Below are 18,487 nucleotides of genomic sequence, written 5' to 3' on the forward strand. Positions count from 1 at the left end.
CGGTAAACTTTAGACAAATGCGGTCTCAATCCGAGAGCGCGCGCTGCATCGGATCAATAACCAATTGAAAAGAAAAGGAAATACACAGCTTTGACCTGGCTTGGCACTGAAGTCCCATACCCGCCAGACCATGGTCTTGTGCCGTCCGGCATCCCGCGAAACGACAGAAAAAGCGGGGCTGAACTGGGAAAGGTCGATCGATGAAAGCAGCGTCAGCCGATGCTCTCGCCGCCATCGATCACCAGCGCTTGCCCGGTCATGAAGGATGAACGGTCCGAGACGAGGAACAGGATCGCCTCGGCGATCTCTTCGGCCACCGCCCAGCGCCCCATCGGGATCTTGGTGCGGACATAGGTTTCGATCGCCTCGCGTCCGCCCATCTGGGCGATGAACGGCTCATTGAATGGGGTGTCGACCCAGCCCGGGCAAAGCGCGTTGACGCGCACATTGTGCCGGGCATAGTCGAGCGACATCTGCCTGGTCATCGCCACCACGGCATGTTTCGACGTCGCATAGGCGATCATCTCGCGGTCGTAGAACACACCCGAATTCGAAGCCGTGTTGAGGATGACGCCACCGCCTTGCGCGATCATCGACGGCATCACGATCCTCGCCGCGAGGAATTGCGCCCGCACATTGACCCGCCAGGATGCGTCCATGCCGGCGGTCTCGACCTCGGTCAGCGTGCCGCCGACCTGGATGCCGGCATGATTATGCAGGATATCGATGCGCTGATGTCTGTCGAGCGTGCCGACGATGAGTTGGTCGATCGCATTGTCGTTCGAGACGTCGGTCGCGATCGCCTCGGCCCGGCCGCCCGCCGCCCGGATATCCGCGGCCGTTGCCTCGCCGGCGGTCCCGTCCCTGTCGGCGATGACGACCACCGCGCCTTCCCTGGCCATGATCATGGCGCCGGCACGTCCGATGCCGGAGCCGGCGCCTGTCACCACGGCGATGCGGTCTTTGAGGATCATGGAGCGGCTTTCAGTTTGACGGCTTGCGCTGGCGCAGTTGCCATTGGGCAAGCACCACGAGCAGGACGGAGGCGACGAGCACGATCGTCGCGATGGCGTTGATCTCCGGCGTTACGCCGCGCCGGATAGAGGCAAAGACATAGATCGGCAGCGTCGTCTGCGCGCCGGCGACGAAGAAGGCGACGATGAAGTCGTCGAAGGAGAAGGTGAAAGCGAGCAGGAAACCGGCGACCACCGCCGGCATGATCTGCGGCAGGACGATCGAGCGGAAGGTCGTCAACGGCGTGGCGTATAGATCGCTGGAGGCCTCGACCAGATTGCGATCGAGGCTGCCGAGCCGCGTGCCGACGATCATCGTTACCAGCGCCATCGAGAACAGGCCATGCGCGGCGATGATCGAGCCGTAGCCAAGCGACAGGCGCGGCGGCTGGTCGCCCGGCCAGACCGAGGCGAGGAACGGATTGACGACCGCGAACAGCTGAACGAGCGCGACCAGCGTCGAGATGCCGATGACGACGCCCGGAACGACGATCGCCGCGCCAAGCAGGCCGTCGAAGACGGCGCGGGTTCTGGCGCCGACACGCGCCAGGCCAAGCGCCGCCGCGGTGCCGAACACCGCCGCCAGCAGGGCGCTGGTGGTGGCGATGAACAGGCTGTTCTTCAGCGCCTCGACCAGGAACGGGTTGGACAGGGCCTTGCCATACCATTGCACCGAGAAACCGGTGAACTCGCTGGCATGGTGGCCAGCGTTGAAGGAAAACAGCACGACCAGCACGATCGGCAGATAAAGGAACGCAAAGACGGCAATGACGAAGGCGCGCATCAGATGAGGTCCACCCGGCGAGCGCCCGCAACGCGGTTCGAAATGCGGTTGGCGACAATCAGCACCACCACCGAGACCAGCACCAGCGTGATCGCGATGGCCGACCCGAACGGCCAGTTGCGCGATTGCAGGAAGAGGTCGACCAGCGCGTTGCCGATGAAGAACACCTTGCCACCGCCAAGCAGCGTCGGGATCAGGTATTCGCCGAGCAGCAGGATCATGACCAGCGAGAAGCCGGTCATCACGCCCGGCAGCGACAGCTTCAGGGTCACGCCGAGAAAGGTCGACAACGGCCTCGCGCCGAGATCGGCGGAGGCCTCCAGCAGCCTTCGGTCGAGCCGTTCGAGGCTGACATAGATCGGCAGGATCATCAGCGGCAGATAGCCGTAGACGATGCCGAGCAGGACCGCGCCCGGCGTGTTGATCAACCTGACATCCTCGATGCCGGCAAAGGCGAGCAGCGCCGGGATGCCGCGTCCACCCAGAATGTACATCCACGCATAGGTCCGCATCAGAAGGCTGGTCCAGAACGGAATGACGACCAGCGCGAGCAGGATCAGCCGCCAGCGCTGCGGCGCCTGCAAGGCGAGGTAATAGGCGACCGGATAGGCGACGAGCAGGCAGGCGAGCGCGCCCACTGGCGCCAGCACCATCGTGTTCCAGAACGCGGTCGCCCGTGCCGGGAGATTGGCATATTGCGCCAGCGTGAAGGCTGCCTGGTAGCCGCCCTCGGGCGCCCGCTCGCCGACGCTGAACACGGCGATGGCGATGAATGGCAGCACCAGGAACACCACCAGCCATGCCGTCGCCGGCGCAAGCAGCAAGGCGGTCAGGAAATTACGCCGAAATCTGTTGCCGTGCATCGAAACCGCCCCGGTACCGGCGGGCATGGGCCCGCCGGTCGATTGTCTTTATCCAGGCCAGTCTCAAGCCGATTTGAAGCGCGCCATCAGTTCGGCACGGCCCGGGTCGGTCAGCGTTGCCGCCGCGCCGAATTCGAGCGGCGTCAACAGCTCCGCCGCCGGATAGAGAATCGGATTGTCGAGCACTTCCTTGGGCAGCAGCTTGTTGACGCGCGCATCCGTCGAAGGCGCGCCGTTGGCGAGGTGCTCCTTCACCGCGACCTGCGGGTTCATCAGATAGTTGAGCAGCGCGTAACCGGCGGGCTTGTTCGGCGCATCCTTCGGGATGGCATAAAAATCGGTCCAGATCTCGCCGCCTTCCTTGCCCAGCACGTAGGCGATCTCGGGAATGTCGCGATGCAGCTGCGCACCGTCATTGGTCCAGCACATCGTCATCCAAGCATCGCCCGCACGCATACCCGGCTGGTAATCGGACGAGACGGCGAACAGATGCGGCTTGACCTTCAGCAGCAGTTCCTCTGCTTTGGCGAGCTCGTCCTGCTTAAGCGAATTGAACGAATAGCCGTAATATTTCAGCGCGTTGCCGATGGTGGTGAGCTGGTAGTCGTGCACCATGGTGCGGCCATCGCCCTCGGCCATGGCGGTATCCCAGAACTCCTTCCAGCTCGTCATCGGCTTGGTCAGCTTCTTGGTGTTCACTGCAAAGCCCGTGGTGCCCCAGTTCTTCGGCACGGCGTAGATCACCTTGTCGATCGTGCCCTCGGAGGTGAAGCGCGGATCTTCCTGGGTGCCGTCGAAATTCGGCAGCTTCGCCATCTCCAGCGGCTCGATGATGCCGAGCTTCTTGTAGGTCGAGATCGTATAATTGGTTGGCACGAACAGGCTCCAGCCCGAGGCGCCGGCCTGCAGCTTGGCCAGCATCTCCTCATTGGAGCCGAACACGTTGACCTCGACGGCGACGCCGGTGTCCTTCTTGAAGTTCTCGAAGGTCTGCGGGTCATGGTAATTCGGCCAGGTGGCGATCGACATGCGGTCGCCAAGGCTTTCGGCGGCGAAGGCAGGGGTCGGCATGATGCCGATCTCGCGCGCCATCACCGCCGTTGCGATGCCAAGGCCGGTGAGGCCAAGGAAGTCGCGGCGGCCGATCGAGCCGCGCTTCAGGCGCATCAGCTGGTCGACGAAATTCTCTGGGCTTATCGGCAGTCCGTCACGATATGATTTCGACATGTTTGTTTACCCTCTGGTGGTCCCGTTGTTCTTGGTTTCCGGAAACGCCAGCGGCGTTCCCATGGCATAGCCGATGGCGACGGGTTCACCCGGCTTGAAGAGATTGCCTTGGCCGATCAGGTGATCGGCCTTGGCGAGCAAAGTGCCGATGCCCTGCACTTCGATCGCGTATTCCGCGGTCGAGCCGAGGAATATCCGGTTGCGGACGATGCCCTTGAGCGGACCGCTTTCGGGAGCGCCAAGGCTGAGTGATTCGGGGCGCAGACTGACCGAGACGGTCTCGCCTTGTCGAAGCGCGGTTCGCTTGCGCGCCGCGACCACAGTGCCGTCCGCCAGCGCCACGTCCACCAGGTCGCCCGTGTGCCCGGCGACGGTGCCGCTCAACAGATTGGTCTTGCCGACGAAATCGGCGACGAACAGGTCGGCCGGCTCGTCATAGATCTCGCTCGGCTGGCCGAGCTGGACGATGCGCCCGCCATTCATGACGCAGACGAAATCGCTCATCGACAGCGCTTCCTCCTGGTCGTGGGTCACCAGCACGAAGGTGATGCCGATCTCGCGCTGCAGGTTCTGCAGCTCGATCTGCATGTCGGTGCGCAGCTTCTTGTCGAGCGCCGCCAGCGGTTCGTCGAGCAGCAGCACCGCCGGCTTGTTGACCAATGCACGCGCCAGCGCGACACGCTGCTGCTGGCCGCCGGACAGTTCGTGGATCTTGCGGCCGCCATAGCCGGCGAGCCGCACCATTTCGAGCGCTTCGCCGGCCCGCCGGCCGATATCGCGCGACGACAGCCGTGGCCTTGCCTGGCGCAGCCCGTAGGAAACGTTGGCTTCGACATCGAGATGCGGAAACAGCGCGTATTGCTGGAACACCATGTTGACCGGCCGTCGGTAGGGCGGCGTGCCGGCCATGTCCCGGCCACGGATGAACACCTGGCCTTCGCTCGGCTGTTCGAACCCGCCGATCATGCGCAGGCAGGTGGTCTTGCCGCAGCCGGACGGTCCAAGCAGCGCAACGAAGGCGGAGGGCGGCACGGCAAGGTCGATGCCGCTAACCGCGGTCACCGCGCCATAGCGCTTGGCGACGCCGCGAAATTCGATGTCGGGCACTGCGGTCAAGGCTGCGGGCTCCAAGACGATGCGATTTCAAGACGCTACCAGAGCCAATGGCAGCTAGTATATACCTCGCAGGTGGTATATCTGATCTATTTTCCCGTTTAGGGGGGTACTGGATTGAGCGCTTCCCGCAGCGACGAATACCGCCGGCTCGCCACGCTTGTCGCGGCGACGCGGGAGACGAGCGGGAATCTCTTCGGCCAAGCGATGGTCGATTGGCTGCGGCAGCATGTCGGCTTCGACCATTGCGTGATCTTCGGCTATCGGGGTGCCGCGCGCCCGCCACTGCTGTTCGAGACCTTCACGCCGGCCGAAAGCCACGTCTTCGTCGCGCTCTATCAGGAAGGCCCCTACCTGCTCGACCCCTTCCACCACGCGGCGGTCGAGCGCAAGGAAGGGTTCTGGCGCATGCGCGAACTGGCTCCTGATCGTTTCTACGCCAGCGAATATTTTCGCTCCTATTACAGCCAGACCAGGCTCGCCGAGGAAGTCGGCTTCTTCGTGCCGCTGCCGGGCAAGGACGCGCTGGTGCTGTCGCTGATGCGGCTCAGCGCTTCCGGTCCGTTCGGCACCGCCGATGCCAGGCTGCTGCGCGACATGGCGCCGGCGGTGATCAGCTTCACCAGGTTGCGCTGGCCAACTCTTCCCGCCGACGAACCGGCCGAGACGAAGCAGGACGAGGAAATCACCGAGGTCAACGAGTTCGACCGCGCCCATATCTGGAAAAGCCTGTCGCTGACGCCGCGCGAAAAACACGTCGTCGACCTGGTGCTGCAGGGCCATTCGACGGAATCGATCGCCAGGGCCATGCGCATCGTGCCGGGAACCGTGAAGGTCCATCGCCGCAACATCTACCGCAAGCTCAACATCAAGTCGCAGGCCGGCCTTTTCGCCCGCTTTGTCGAGATCATCGACGCGCGGATCCGGTGATTCCCACAGGCCGCTGACTACGCTGGATCAGGCTTCCCATGAGCCGGTTTCGGCCATCCGCCCGAGCAAGGGCGCCGGTTTGAAGACATCCTTGCCCGTCCGCTCATGCCAATACCTGAGTCGCCCGACGATCCTGGCCGCGCCTTCGAGGCCGGCCCAGAACATCGGGCCGCCCTTGCCGATGGGAAAGCCGTAGCCATTGACCCAGACGACATCGATGTCGGACGCACGGGCCGCGATGCCCTCCTCCAGAATCTTCGCGCCTTCGTTGACCAGGGGATAGAGTGTGCGCTCGATGATTTCGTCGGCGCCTATCGTGCGCGGCACGATGCCCTTTTCCGCCGCCTTGTCGCGGATCAGCGCCTCGACCTCTGGATCGGGCACCGGCGTGCGCGAGCCGTTCTCGTAGAGATAGAAGCCGCGGCCGGTTTTCTGGCCGAAACGCCCCTGTTGGCAGAGCGTGTCGGCGATGGGGGCCGTGAGGCCCCGCGCCTTGCGGTTACGCCAGCCGATGTCGAGACCGGCAAGGTCGCCCATCTGGAACGGACCCATCGGCCAGCCAAAATCGGTGAACGCCTTGTCGATCTGGCTGGGGGTTGCGCCTTCGAGCAGCAGCGCTTCGGATTCCGAGCCGCGCGCGGCCAGCATACGGTTGCCGACGAAGCCGTGGCAGACGCCGACGACGACAGCCACCTTGCCGATCCGGCGCGCAAGGTCGATCACGGTCGCCAGCGCATCAGGCGCCGTTTTTTCGGCGCGCACGATCTCCAGCAGTTTCATGACGTTGGCCGGCGAGAAGAAATGCAGGCCGAGCACATCCTGCGGCCGCGAGGTCGAGGCGGCGATTTCGTCGATGTCGAGATAAGAGGTGTTGGTGGCGAGGATGGCGCCCGGCCTCGCCGCTGCGTCGAGCTTCCCGAAGATTTCTTTCTTGACCGCCATGTCCTCGAACGCCGCCTCGACGATCAGGTCGCACTCGGCGAGATCGGCATGGTCGATCGTGCCTTTGAACTGGGCGAGCCGCTGCCGCTTGGCATCCTCGCTCAAGGAGCCGCGTGCAACCGAGACGGTGTAATTCTTCTCGATCGTCGCCAGCCCGCGCCGCAGCGCCTCCTGGCTGGTTTCCAGCAAGGTGACGGGAAAGCCGCCATTGGCGAAGGCCACGGCAATGCCGCCGCCCATCGTGCCGGCGCCGATGACGCCGACGCGGGCGATCCTGCGCTTGACGACATCCTTGCCGGGAAGCTTGGCCGCCTCGCGTTCGGCGAAAAACAGATGCCGTTGGGCGCGCGACTGATCGCTGGCGACAAGCTTGACGAACAGCGCCCGCTCCTCCGCCAGCGCCTCGTCGAAGGGCAGCGTGACGGCATTGCGCACCGCCTGCGCACAGGCGATTGGCGCTTCGAGGCCACGCGCTTTGCGGGCAAGATCCGCGGCCTCCGCATCGAAGGCGGCAAGGTCGGTCTCCTTCAGGACGTCGTCGCGGTCGCGCACCGGCGGGAACGGACCGCCCTTGCGGGCCATTTCGCGGGCGAAATTCACGGCGTGGGTGGTCAGATCGCCTTCGAAAACGGCATCCACCAGGCCGGCGCCGTAAGCCTCATCGGCACCGATCGGTGTACCGGAAACGATCATCTTCAATGCCTTGGCTGCGCCAACCAAGCGTGGCAGCCGCACCGTGCCGCCGCCACCGGGCAGGATGCCGAGCTTCACCTCGGGCAGGCCGAGCTTTGCGCCTTGATCGGCAACGCGGAAATGGCAGCCGAGCGCCAATTCCAGCCCGCCGCCGAGCGCGGTACCGTGGATGGCGGCGACCGTTGGCCTGGCGATGGCTTCCAGCACAGCCACGATGGCGCGCAATTCCGGCTGCTGCATCGGCTTGCCGAATTCGGTGATGTCGGCGCCGGCAACGAAGGTCCGGCCGGCGCAAGCGATGACGATGGCCGCGACCGATGCGTCATCGCGCAAAGCGACCAGAGCCTGCATCAGCGGTTCGCGGACGTGGAAACTCAGCGCGTTTACCGGCGGATTGTCGATGGTGACGATGGCGACGCCACCCTCGTTCGCGACGCTGACAGAACTGGACAAGTGGAGGCCTCCCAAGACCGGCTGAGATTGGGGACCGGTTTACAAGGCCACGCCGCGAATGGGAACCGGCTGGTCCAATGGTTGGCGGACAGGCTGCGGTCACGCCGGAGACGTTGCGGTCAGCGCACCGCCTTCTCGCCGCCCGCAGCCGTGATCACCCCTACGATGATAAGCCCGGTCAGCAGGAGACGCACCCCGGCGCTGACGCCGAATGTGTTAAGCATGGTGAGCAGCAGAACCAGGAACAGCGCCGCGCCCCAGACGCCGGGCACATTCGCCTTGCCGCCCGCCACCGACGTGCCGCCGATAACGACCACGGCGATCGAAGCGAGCAGGTATTCGTTGCCGATGTCGACATTGGCGCCGCGGAAATAACCGGCGAGCAGCGCGCCGTCGATGCCGCCGAGCGCGCCCGACAGCGTATAGGTGAGAAAACGGATGCGCCCGACATTGACGCCGGCGAGCCAGGCGGCGCGGATGTTCTGGCCGATCGCCAGCACCGAGCGGCCATAGATCATGCGCTGCAAGGCGATGGCCGCTGCGATGGTGAACAGCACGGTGAGGATCGCCAGCACGGGCACGCCCAGCACCTGCCAGTTGGTGAAATCGGCGAAGCCAGGCGGCGGCTTGATCTGCAGTCCGCGCCCATAGCTGATGTCGACCGACTGGATGATGAAGCTCGCCGACAGCGTGGCGATGATCGGCGGAATGCGCAGCGCCCAGATCAAGAGATAGTTGATGGCGCCGATCGCTGCGCCACAGGCGAGCGCCGCCAGCAATCCGACCAGGATCATGGCATCGCTGCCGCCCATCACCTTCATGGCGACCGCGCTGGCGAGGCCGATATTGGCCGGCAGCGACAGGTCGACATTGCCGGGTCCAAGCGTAATGACGAACATCTGGCCGACGCCGACGATGACGGTAAACACGGCAAGCGACAATGCCGCCGTGACCATGCCGCCGCCGCCATAGCCCCCGGTGAAGGCGATCGTCGCCAACCACACCAGCAGCGCACCGACAAACGACCAGATCCAGGGTTTTGTGAGCAGGGTTTTCAGCGAAGCCATCGCTCACCTTTCCTGCGGCTGATCAGCACCCGCGCCGCAAGCACGATGATCAGGATGGCGCCGTTGGCGGCCACCTGCCAGTCGGGCGGAATGTGCATGAAGGTGAGCAGCGGCGAGGCGGCCAGCGCCAGCGTCAGCGCGCCGATGACGGCGCCGATCGGCGAGACCCGGCCGCCGACGAACTCGCCGCCGCCGAGGATGACGCCGGCGATGGCCAGCAGCGTGTAACCATTGCCGATATTGGCGTCAGCCGAGGTGGTGATGCCGATCAGCGCCATGCCCGACAGCACGCCGAACAGGCCGGCCAGCGCAAACAGCACGATCTTGGTCTTGAGCAGCGACCAGCCGGCGCGCTTGAGCGCCGCCGGATTGCCGCCCGAGCCGCGCAGGATCACCCCATAGGAGGTACGCATCAGGCCGAAATGCACGACCGCCGCGATCAGCAGCGCGGCGATGATCGGAAACGGAATGAAAGGCGGCTTGAACGACATGATCGCCAGCAGCCAGTCCGGCGCCTTGCCGCCCGGTTTTGGCAGGACGAGAATGGCGAGGCCCTGCCAGACGAAGCTCATGCCGAGCGTCACCACGATGGAGGGCAGGTTGCGCAGATGGATCAGCGCGCCGAGCAGCGCATAGATGCCGATCGATCCGGCGAGAATAAGGACTCCAACGAGCGGCGCATCCTTCAGCCAGGTCGCGGTGACGCAACCGACAAAACCGACAAAGGTGCCGATCGAGAGATCAAGCTCGTTGCCGGCGATGACGAACATCTGCGCGATCGTCGCCAGCGCGATCGGAATCGCCAGGTTCAACATCAGACTGAAGCCGAAATAGCTGATGGCGCGCGGATTGAGCCAGGCGATCGCGAGCAACACCAGCGCCAGCGATAGAGCGGGCAGCAGGCCGCGCAACAGCCGCGCCCGCGCCGCCGCATTGCGTGCCGCCGATCCCTTGAAGCCATTGTCGATTGGCGTCGCCGTCATCTCAGGCCGCATCGCCGAAGGAGGACTGGATGATCTTCTCTTCGGTCAGCTCGTCGCGCGTCAGATTGGCGACGATGCGGCCGTTCTTGAAGACATAGATGTGGTCGCAATTGTCGAGCTCTTCGGTTTCGGTCGTGTACCAGAGGAAGGTGCGTCCGCGGCCCGCCTCCTCGCGCACGAGATCGTAGACCTCCAGCTTGGTACCGATGTCGACGCCGCGCATCGGGTCGTCCATCAGCACGATCTGGGCATCGGAGCCGAGCGCCCTGGCGAACAGCGCTTTCTGCTGGTTGCCGCCCGACAGCGAGAAAATATTGTTGTTCATGTCAGGCGTGCGGATGCCGATCTTCTTCTGCCAGAACGCGGCCAATTCGGCCTCACGCTGGGGTGAAATCAACAGCCCGTTGCGCAAGCGCGCCAGCGAGCGGATGCCAATGTTTTCGGCAATCGACCATTGCGGGAAAATGCCATCGGACTGGCGGTCGCCTGCCACCAAGGCCACCGGCGCCGTCACCTCGATGCCGGTCTTGGCGCGTGCGGCGGCGTCAAAGATGCGCAGCAGCAAGTCGGTCTGTCCGTGACCGGCCAGCCCGGCAAGGCCGATGATCTCGCCCGCGCGCGCGACGAGGTCCTTGCCATCCGCCTGTCCGGCGGGCCGCGCCCGGACGCGCAGCGGATTGGCGTCTGTGTTGGCGGCGGCGGCCTGCGCGGCGGTCTTCGCACGCGCCTCGGCTCCGCCCATCACGGTCACCAGCCGGTCGCGATCAAAGTCACCAGCCGCGTCCGACGCCACCACCTTGCCGTCGCGCATCACCACGATCCGGTCGGCGTTCCGCAGCACCTCGCCCAGCACGTGCGAGATCAGGATGCAGCTTTTGCCACCAGCGACGAAGCGGCGCACGAAGGCCAGCAACTGGCCTGATGTGTGCGCGTCGAGCGACGAGGTCGGTTCGTCGAGGATGACCAGGTCGAGCCGGTCCTGCGTCACGGTGAAGGCACGCGCCACCTCAACCATCTGGCGCCGGCCGATCGACAGGTCACCGACAATGTCCCAGGCCGAGATGCCATGGTCCGGAAAGATTTCGTCCAGCTTGGCGGCGATCAGCTCTGCCGCCTTGCGCCGCCAGCCGAAGCCGGTGAGCGAAGCATGGTTGATGCGCGTGTTTTCGGCGACGCTGAGATTGGGGCACAGCGACAGTTCCTGGAACACGCAGCGTATGCCGAGCTGCTGCGCCCGCGACACCGAGTAGTTGTCCTCGATGCCGCCATGCACGGTGATCGTGCCGCTGTCGGGCGTCGAGGTCCCGGCCACCATGTGCATCAGCGTCGACTTGCCGGCGCCGTTATGGCCGACGAGGCCGACGCACTCGCCGGGCCCGACATGAAAATCCACCCCGCCCAGCGCCCTGACGGCGCCGAAATGCTTTTCGGCACCGTCAAGTCTTACGATGTCAACACTGGCGGCGCCGAATTGGTTTTCGGCGCCGTCCGGTCTGATGATGTCCGTGTCGCCTGCAGCCATGCTCAACGATATCCGCTCGGTGATGCCTGCGGCAACGCGTCTGCGACTTTCACTTGATATTGGCTTTGATCGCCGCGATGGCATCTTCCTGCGTGTATTCGTGGGTGGCGACACCGCCCTCCTTGATCTTGGGCAGGGCCGCCTCGAAATCGTCCTGGGTGAAGGCCAGATACGGCACCAGCAGATCGTGCGGAATGTCCTTGCGGCCATCGAGCACCTGCTGCGCCACCCAGAAGGCGAGCGTCGATACGCCCGGCGCGATCGAAGCCGACCAGGTCTGGTAGCCGTCCTTGTCCTTCTGTTCCTTCCACCACTTCAATTCATCTTGCCGGTTGCCCATGATGATGGTCGGGCGCGGCTTGCCGGCGGCGGCGAAGGCTTGCGCGGCGCCATAGCCGTCACCGCCCTGGTCGACGATGCCGACGACGTCGGGCAGCGACGGCAGGATGGTCGCCACCGCCTTCTGAGCCGTGGTCTGGTCCCAGTCGCCGGTGACAGAACCGACGATCTTGAATTCGGGATGCGCGGCCACGCCTTCGAGGATGCCTGCATGGATGGCATCATCGATCGAGGTGCCGGCAAGCCCCCGGATTTCAAGCAGATTGCCGCCCTTGGGCTGGAACTTGGCCATCTGCTCGACTTCCTGCTTGCCCATGTCCTTGAAGTCGACGACGACGCGGTAGGCGCAGGGCTCGGTGACGGTGCCGTCGAAGGAGACGACGGTGATGCCGGCATCGCAGGCCTGCTTGATGGCACCGTTGAGCGCATCCGGCGAGGCGGCGTTGATGACGATGGCGTCATAGCCCTGCAGGATCAGGTTCTGCACCTGGGCGGCCTGGGTCGGCACCTCCTTGTCGGCAGTGGTGAAGACATCAGCCGCGCCGACGATCTTGTCGTCGACGGCCTTCTTGGTGACGATGCCATAGCTGTCGAGCATCGCCTGCCGCCACGAATTGCCGGCATAATTGTTGGAGAACGCGATCTTCTTGCCGCTGGTGTCGGCAAAAGCCGTACCGGCCGCGAGCACCGCCGCAAGCGTGCTGAGAACCAATAGTTTCTTCATGTGATACTCCTCCCGAGAGTTGCTGATCAGTTTGATTGTCGACGAATTTCGCGATTGCGATCCTGTTTTTTATCTATTGTCAGACAAAAGTGCAGAAGGCCGGCGGGCTGTCAACTGCAATCCGATGTGCGCCGCCGATCAACTTGAGGTGCGCTGATTGAAATGGCTTCGTTTGATGGCTAGGCATGCGGGCCAGGAGAACGAACAAGCATGGCAGTGACGCCGATTGTGCCGCCGGGCGCGCCGGGAATTCCCGCGCGCTGGACCTCAAGCGCCAAGAGCGGAGTCGGCTCGGCGCTTTCGCCGTCCAGCCGCGTCTGGTTCACCACCAGCCACGGCATCCTGAACGAGGTGTACTATCCGCGCGTCGACAGCGCCTGCACGCGCGACCTCGGCCTGATCGTCACCGGCATGGATGGCTATTTCTCCGAGGAGAAGCGCGATGCCTCGCACGGCATAGAGCCGTTCGAGGACGGCGTGCCCGCCTACAGGCTGGTCAATACAGCCGACGACGGCGCCTACCGGATCGAGAAGCGCATCGTGGCCGATCCGGCGCGACCGACCTTGCTGCAGGAAATCACCTTCAGTCCGCTCAAGGGCTCCGCGGCCGACTACCGCGTCTACGCGCTTCTGGCGCCGCATCTGGTCAATGCCGGCATGGGCAACACCGCCTGGATCGGCGAGTACCAGGGAAAACCCGTCCTGTTTGCCTCGGGGCGCGGCACCTGCCTGGCGCTGGCCTCGTCCCTGCCCTGGCGGGATTGCTCGGCCGGCTATGTCGGCTTCTCCGACGGCTGGCAGCAACTCAACAGCGCCGGCAAGCTCGATACGGCTTGCCGGCGTGCCGAGGACGGCAATGTCGCGCTGACCGGCGAGATCGGCTTCACCGCCGCCAACACAAAAACCATGCTGGCGCTGGGTTTTGGGACGACACCGGACGAAGCCGCCGAAAACGCCTTCGCCAGCCTGAAGCGGGGTTTTGAACCGGCGGCGAAATCCTACGTCGAACAATGGCGCGAATGGCAGGCGGGGCTGCTGCCACTGGACCGCCACGCGGTCCCCGGAGTGAACAGCTACCGCGTCTCCACCGCGGTGCTGGCCACCCACCGGTCGTCGGCAATGCCCGGCGCGGCGGTGGCCAGCCTGTCGATCCCATGGGGATTCAACAAGGGCGACGATGATCTCGGCGGCTATCATCTTGTCTGGCCACGCGACCTGGTCGAAACAGCGGGCGGCTTTCTCGCCGCCGGCGATGCCGCCTCGGCACTGCGGATCCTGGAATATCTCCGCTCCATCCAGCAGCCGGACGGCCATTGGCCGCAGAACGCCTGGCTCGACGGCTCCGCCTATTGGCCCGGCATCCAGATGGACGAATGCGCCTTTCCCTTGCTGCTGGTGGATGCCCTGCATCGCGCTGGCCACTTGCCGCGTGCCAGGCTGAAGGCCTTCCTGCCGATGATCGAGCGCGCCGCCCCCTATGTCGTGCGCAATGGTCCGGTCACTGGCGAGGACCGCTGGGAAGAAGACGCCGGCTACAGCCCGTTCACGATGGCCGTCGAGATCGCGGCACTGCTTGCCGGCGCCGACCTGCTCGATGCCTGCGGCAAAGCGGCGGAGGCGGCCTACCTGCGCGAAACAGCCGACTGCTGGAACGACCAGGTCGAGCGCTGGACCTATGTCAGCGGCACCGCCATCTGCAAGGCCGTCGGCGTCGGCGGCTATTACGTCCGCATTGCGCCGCCAGACGACCCCGAAGCCGGCTCGCCGAAGGACGGCTATGTCCCGATCAAGAACCGGCCACCAGGCGACACCGACCGACCGGCCGAGGAAATCGTCAGCCCTGACGCGCTGGCCCTGGTGCGCTTTGGCCTGAGAGCCGCCGACGATCCGCGCATCGTCGACACCGTCAAGATCATCGACGCGCAGCTGCGCTGCGAACTGCCGCAAGGGCCGCTCTGGTACCGCTATAACAGCGACGGCTATGGCGAGCACGAGGATGGCACGCCCTTCGACGGCACCGGCCAGGGCCGGCCGTGGCCCCTGCTGGCCGGCGAAAGGGCGCATTACGAGCTGGCCGCCGGGCGCAAGGACAAGGCGGCCAGCTTGCTCGATGCGCTGGAGCGGTCGGCCGGGCCTGGCGGCCTGCTGCCCGAACAGGTGTGGGACGGCGCCGATATTCCCGAACGCGAGCTTCTGCATGGCAAGCCATCGGGGAGCGCCATGCCACTGGTCTGGGCGCATTCCGAACACATCAAGCTGCTGCGCTCGCTACGCGACGGCGCCGTCTTCGATATGCCGCCGCAAGGCGTGAAGCGCTACATCCAGGACAAGACCGTATCGTCGTTCAGGGCATGGCGCTTCAACAACAAGATCCGCGCACTGCCCGAGGGCAAGACATTGCGCGTCGAGCTGCTGACGGCGGCCACCATCCACTGGAGCACGGACAATTGGGCAACCGCCCACGACAGCCGGACAGCGGAAAACGCTTTCGGCCTTCATCTTGTCGATCTGCCCACGGCCAGCCTCCCCAACGGAAGCACGCTGATCTTCACTTTTTTCTGGCCCGGAACCGGCGATTGGGAGAATGTCGACTTCTCCATCATGTCAGGCACTCAGGACAGCCAGTAGATCCTTCCTCGACAACCCCAGAAAATCTCTAGGAACAGGGACGAAACCATGCAGATCGGAATGATGGGACTGGGCCGGATGGGCGCCAACATGGTGCGGCGGCTGATGCGCGACGGCCACGAATGCGTCGTCTATGACATCAACCCGGCCAGCGTCGCGGCGCTTGTGAGCGACGGCGCCTTGGGGGCGGCATCCCTGGAGGAATTCGTCGGCAAGCTGGCCAAGCCGCGCTGTGTCTGGCTGATGCTGCCGGCGGCGATCACCGGCAGGATCATCGATCAGGTCGCGGCGCTGATGGAGCCCGGCGACATCGTCATCGACGGCGGCAATTCCTACTATCACGACGCCGTCGACCAGGCCGCGAAACTGGCCACCAAGGGCATGCATCTTGTCGATGTCGGCACCAGTGGCGGCGTCTGGGGGCTGGAGCGCGGCTACTGCCTGATGATCGGCGGTCCCGACGTGGCCGTGCAGCACCTCGATTCGGTCTTTGCCACGCTGGCGCCTGGCGCTGATGCCGGAGCGCCCACCCCGGACAAGACCGCCGGCACCGCGCCCTATGGCTACCTGCATTGCGGACCGAGCGGCGCCGGCCATTTCGTCAAGATGGTGCACAACGGCATCGAATACGGCGTCATGGCCGCCTATGCCGAAGGCATGAACATCCTGAAGTCGGCCAATGCCGGCAAACGGCAGCGGACGGCGGACGCCGAGACAAGCCCGCTGGAAAACCCGCAATACTACCAGTTCGACATCGACCTTCCGCAGGTGGCCGAGGTGTGGCGGCATGGCAGCGTCATCGGCTCCTGGCTGCTCGATCTCACCGCCGGTGCGCTGAAGAGCGATCCGGGTCTGGCGCAATTCGGCGGCCGGGTCTCGGATTCCGGCGAGGGCCGCTGGACGCTGAAGGCGGCGATCGACACCGGCGTGCCGGCACCGGTGCTGTCGTCGGCCCTGTTCGACCGCTTCTCCTCGCAAGGCGAATCCGAATTCGCCGACAAGCTGTTGTCTGCCATGCGCTATGCCTTTGGCGGGCACATCGAAAAGCCGAAGGGCGGCAAGTGACGGCGACAGGGGAGACGCACGCATGAGCCAGGAACGGTCCGATACGCTGGTGCTCTTCGGAGCGACCGGCGACCTCGCCCACAAGAAGATATTTCCAGCGCTTTACCAGATGGTCGCCAAGGGCACGCTCACCGAACCGGTGATCGGCGTCGCCTTCGACGCCTGGGATTTGAAGCAGTTGCAGGACCGCGCCCGCGACGGCATCGTCCATGCCCTGGGCGCCGTCGATGAGAAGGTCTTCGCCAAGTTCGCGTCGCTGCTGCGCTATGTCAGCGGCGACTATCGCGATCCCACGACCTTCGAGAAGCTGAAGACGGCACTCGGCAGCGCCCAGCGGCCGCTGTATTACATGGCGGTGCCGCCGTCCATGTTCGAGACCGTCGTGCAAGGGCTGGAGCAATCCGGCACCGCGCATGGCGCGCGACTGATGGTCGAAAAGCCGTTCGGCCACGATCTCCAGTCGGCGCGCTGGCTGAACCGAGTGCTGCACCTGGTGTTCGACGAGCAGTCGATCTTCCGCATCGACCATTATCTCGGCAAGGAGGCGATCCAGAACCTGCTCTATTTCCGCTTCGCCAACTCCCTGCTGGAGCCGATCTGGAACCGCAATTACGTCGAGAGCGTGCAGATCACCATGGCCGAGGATTTCGGCGTCGAGGGGCGCGGGCGGTTCTATGACGATGTCGGCGCCATCCGCGACGTCATCGAGAACCATCTGCTCAACATCCTGCTGCTCCTGGCCATGGAGCCGCCGGTCGGCCGCTCCGCCGACGACCTGATCGACGAGAAGGTGCAGGTGTTGCGCGCCATCCGGACATTGACGAAAGACGATGTCGTGCGCGGCCAGTTCACCGGCTATCTCGCCGAGCCCGGCGTGGCGCCGAACTCGCCGGTGGAGACCTTCGCGGCGGTGCGCTTCTTCGTCGACACCTGGCGCTGGCAGGACGTGCCGTTCTTCATCCGCGCCGGCAAGAACATGCCGGTGCATGTCACCGAGGTGGTGGTGCGGCTGAAACGGCCGCCGCTCGACGTCTTCGACCCGATCAAGCCCGCCGACCAGAATTACGTCCGCTTCCGCATCGACCCGCAGGTGATGATCGCCATCGGCGCCCAGCGCAAGGCGCCGGGCGACGACATGATTGGCGAGCAGGTGGAACTCACCGCGCTCGACGATTCGAAGGGCGACATGCCGCCCTATGAACGGCTGATCGGCGACGCCATGAACGGCAACGGCCAGCTCTTCACCCGCCAAGACGCCGCCGAACTCGCCTGGCGCATCGTCGGTCCGGTGCTCGGCGACACCACGCCGCCGCATCTTTACGAGCCGAAGACGTGGGGGCCAGCGGACGCCATGGCCGGCTTCGGGCCGCCCAATGGCTGGATCGACCCGGTCGCATGAGTGGAGGGGACGAGATGACCAAGGTGGTTAAGAAGGCTGCGTCGGACACCGGGCAGGTAGTCCTTTCGATCGACATTGGCGGGTCGCACGTCAAGATCCTGACCAGCGACGGTGGCACCGAGCGCCGGACCGATTCCGGGCCTGACCTGACGCCAAGGCAGATGATCGACAAGGTGAAGAAGCTCGCCGACGGCCTGTCCTACGACGTCATTTCGATGGGCTATCCGGGCCCCGTGCGACAAAACAAGCCGGTGCTCGATCCCAGAATCTCGGCAAGGGCTGGGCCGGCTTCGATTTCACCGCTGAGTTCGGCAAGCCGGTCAAGGTGGTCAATGACGCGCTGATGCAGGCCCTCGGCAGCTATGAGGGCGGGCGCATGCTGTTCCTCGGCCTCGGAACCGGCCTCGGTGCCGCGATGGTCCTCGACAATGTCGGCCAGCCGATGGAACTCGCCCACCTTCCCTACAGAAAAGGCCAGAGTTTCGAGGACTATGTCGGTGAACGCGGCCTCGTAAAGCGCGGCAAGAAGAAGTGGCGCGGTCATGTCTTCGACGTCGTCAACCGGCTGCGCGCCGCCCTGCAGCCAGACTATGTCGTCATCGGCGGCGGCAATGTCGACAAGCTCGACGAATTGCCCCCCGACTCCAGGCGCGGTGACAACACACGCGCCTTTGAAGGCGGATTTCGTCTGTGGCGCGACAAGGCCCTGATCGTCTGATATTATTACAGCTTAGTATAGTTG

At 64.6% G+C, this 18,487-nt stretch carries 14 protein-coding genes and 1 pseudogene; 5 read left to right on the forward strand and 10 right to left on the reverse strand.

Going from position 1 to position 18,487, the window contains the following annotated elements; translation table 11 throughout:
- Positions 1-212 precede the first annotated feature (212 nt).
- The 5 genes from LB571_RS01910 to LB571_RS01930 form a co-directional block, all read right to left on the reverse strand.
- The gene (locus tag LB571_RS01910) at positions 213-974 is read right to left on the reverse strand and encodes an SDR family NAD(P)-dependent oxidoreductase (protein ID WP_015315091.1); all 762 of its coding nucleotides are present in this window, start codon (positions 972-974) and stop codon (positions 213-215) included.
- 10 nt (positions 975-984) lie between these two features.
- Positions 985-1,797: an ABC transporter permease gene (locus LB571_RS01915; protein ID WP_023771844.1), complete on the reverse strand. Its 813-nt coding sequence runs from the start codon at positions 1,795-1,797 to the stop codon at positions 985-987.
- On the reverse strand, positions 1,797-2,660 hold the full coding sequence (locus LB571_RS01920) for an ABC transporter permease (protein ID WP_140660488.1): 864 nt from the start codon (positions 2,658-2,660) through the stop codon (positions 1,797-1,799). The genes LB571_RS01915 and LB571_RS01920 overlap by 1 nt, the downstream gene beginning before the upstream one ends.
- A gap of 63 nt (positions 2,661-2,723) precedes the next feature.
- A complete protein-coding gene (locus LB571_RS01925; protein WP_015315088.1) occupies positions 2,724-3,887 on the reverse strand; it encodes a PotD/PotF family extracellular solute-binding protein in 1,164 nt (387 codons plus the stop codon).
- Positions 3,888-3,893: 6 nt separating this feature from the next.
- Positions 3,894-5,003 (reverse strand): ABC transporter ATP-binding protein, encoded by a 1,110-nt coding sequence (locus LB571_RS01930; RefSeq protein ID WP_224591899.1) that lies wholly within the window; start codon positions 5,001-5,003, stop codon positions 3,894-3,896.
- A 114-nt stretch (positions 5,004-5,117) separates the two neighbouring features.
- On the opposite strand from LB571_RS01930, the gene LB571_RS01935 reads away from it, so the two are divergent.
- Positions 5,118-5,930: a response regulator transcription factor gene (locus tag LB571_RS01935; RefSeq protein WP_224591900.1), complete on the forward strand. Its 813-nt coding sequence runs from the start codon at positions 5,118-5,120 to the stop codon at positions 5,928-5,930.
- Positions 5,931-5,957: 27 nt separating this feature from the next.
- Here LB571_RS01935 and LB571_RS01940 read toward each other — a convergent pair whose 3' ends face one another.
- The 5 genes from LB571_RS01940 to LB571_RS01960 all read right to left on the reverse strand — a co-directional run bounded on the left by LB571_RS01940 (position 5,958) and on the right by LB571_RS01960 (position 12,653).
- Positions 5,958-8,018: a 3-hydroxyacyl-CoA dehydrogenase NAD-binding domain-containing protein gene (locus LB571_RS01940; RefSeq protein WP_224591902.1), complete on the reverse strand. Its 2,061-nt coding sequence runs from the start codon at positions 8,016-8,018 to the stop codon at positions 5,958-5,960.
- Positions 8,019-8,137: 119 nt separating this feature from the next.
- Positions 8,138-9,085 (reverse strand): ABC transporter permease, encoded by a 948-nt coding sequence (locus LB571_RS01945; protein ID WP_023771850.1) that lies wholly within the window; start codon positions 9,083-9,085, stop codon positions 8,138-8,140.
- A complete protein-coding gene (locus LB571_RS01950; protein ID WP_181177736.1) occupies positions 9,073-10,068 on the reverse strand; it encodes an ABC transporter permease in 996 nt (331 codons plus the stop codon). Before LB571_RS01950 ends, LB571_RS01945 begins: the two co-directional genes overlap by 13 nt.
- Position 10,069: 1 nt before the next feature.
- Entirely contained in the window at positions 10,070-11,590 is a 1,521-nt protein-coding gene (locus LB571_RS01955; RefSeq protein ID WP_224591904.1) for a sugar ABC transporter ATP-binding protein, read from the reverse strand.
- 49 nt (positions 11,591-11,639) lie between these two features.
- Positions 11,640-12,653, reverse strand: a complete 1,014-nt coding sequence (locus LB571_RS01960; RefSeq protein ID WP_015315081.1) for an ABC transporter substrate-binding protein — start codon at positions 12,651-12,653, stop codon at positions 11,640-11,642.
- A gap of 210 nt (positions 12,654-12,863) precedes the next feature.
- Between LB571_RS01960 and LB571_RS01965 the strand changes: the two genes are divergently transcribed.
- From LB571_RS01965 to LB571_RS01980, 4 genes and pseudogenes are all read left to right on the forward strand, one after another.
- Complete coding sequence (locus tag LB571_RS01965; RefSeq protein WP_224591907.1) at positions 12,864-15,281, forward strand: glucan 1,4-alpha-glucosidase; 2,418 nt, start codon at positions 12,864-12,866, stop codon at positions 15,279-15,281.
- 48 nt (positions 15,282-15,329) lie between these two features.
- Positions 15,330-16,346, forward strand: a complete 1,017-nt coding sequence (gene gnd, locus LB571_RS01970; RefSeq protein WP_140618400.1) for a phosphogluconate dehydrogenase (NAD(+)-dependent, decarboxylating) — start codon at positions 15,330-15,332, stop codon at positions 16,344-16,346.
- 22 nt (positions 16,347-16,368) lie between these two features.
- A complete protein-coding gene (zwf, locus tag LB571_RS01975) occupies positions 16,369-17,745 on the forward strand; it encodes a glucose-6-phosphate dehydrogenase (RefSeq protein WP_224591910.1) in 1,377 nt (458 codons plus the stop codon).
- Between the two features lie 14 nt (positions 17,746-17,759).
- A pseudogene (locus LB571_RS01980) lies at positions 17,760-18,463 on the forward strand (ROK family protein).
- Positions 18,464-18,487 lie beyond the last annotated feature (24 nt).

Origin of the sequence: Mesorhizobium sp. BR1-1-4, from assembly GCF_020165375.1 — a bacterium.
Taxonomy (GTDB): domain Bacteria; phylum Pseudomonadota; class Alphaproteobacteria; order Rhizobiales; family Rhizobiaceae; genus Mesorhizobium; species Mesorhizobium australicum.

Bases quoted from the DNA above. Each gene is read 5' to 3' on its own strand.
- LB571_RS01910 (WP_015315091.1), bottom strand. From the start codon at position 974: ATGATCCTCAAAGACCGCATCGCCGTGGTGACAGGCGCCGGCTCCGGC.
- LB571_RS01915 (WP_023771844.1), bottom strand. From the start codon at position 1,797: ATGCGCGCCTTCGTCATTGCCGTCTTTGCGTTCCTTTATCTGCCGATC.
- LB571_RS01920 (WP_140660488.1), bottom strand. From the start codon at position 2,660: ATGCACGGCAACAGATTTCGGCGTAATTTCCTGACCGCCTTGCTGCTT.
- LB571_RS01925 (WP_015315088.1), bottom strand. From the start codon at position 3,887: ATGTCGAAATCATATCGTGACGGACTGCCGATAAGCCCAGAGAATTTC.
- LB571_RS01945 (WP_023771850.1), bottom strand. From the start codon at position 9,085: ATGGCTTCGCTGAAAACCCTGCTCACAAAACCCTGGATCTGGTCGTTT.
- LB571_RS01950 (WP_181177736.1), bottom strand. From the start codon at position 10,068: ATGACGGCGACGCCAATCGACAATGGCTTCAAGGGATCGGCGGCACGC.
- LB571_RS01955 (WP_224591904.1), bottom strand. From the start codon at position 11,590: ATGGCTGCAGGCGACACGGACATCATCAGACCGGACGGCGCCGAAAAC.
- LB571_RS01960 (WP_015315081.1), bottom strand. From the start codon at position 12,653: ATGAAGAAACTATTGGTTCTCAGCACGCTTGCGGCGGTGCTCGCGGCC.
- LB571_RS01965 (WP_224591907.1), top strand. From the start codon at position 12,864: ATGGCAGTGACGCCGATTGTGCCGCCGGGCGCGCCGGGAATTCCCGCG.
- gnd (WP_140618400.1), top strand. From the start codon at position 15,330: ATGCAGATCGGAATGATGGGACTGGGCCGGATGGGCGCCAACATGGTG.
- zwf (WP_224591910.1), top strand. From the start codon at position 16,369: ATGAGCCAGGAACGGTCCGATACGCTGGTGCTCTTCGGAGCGACCGGC.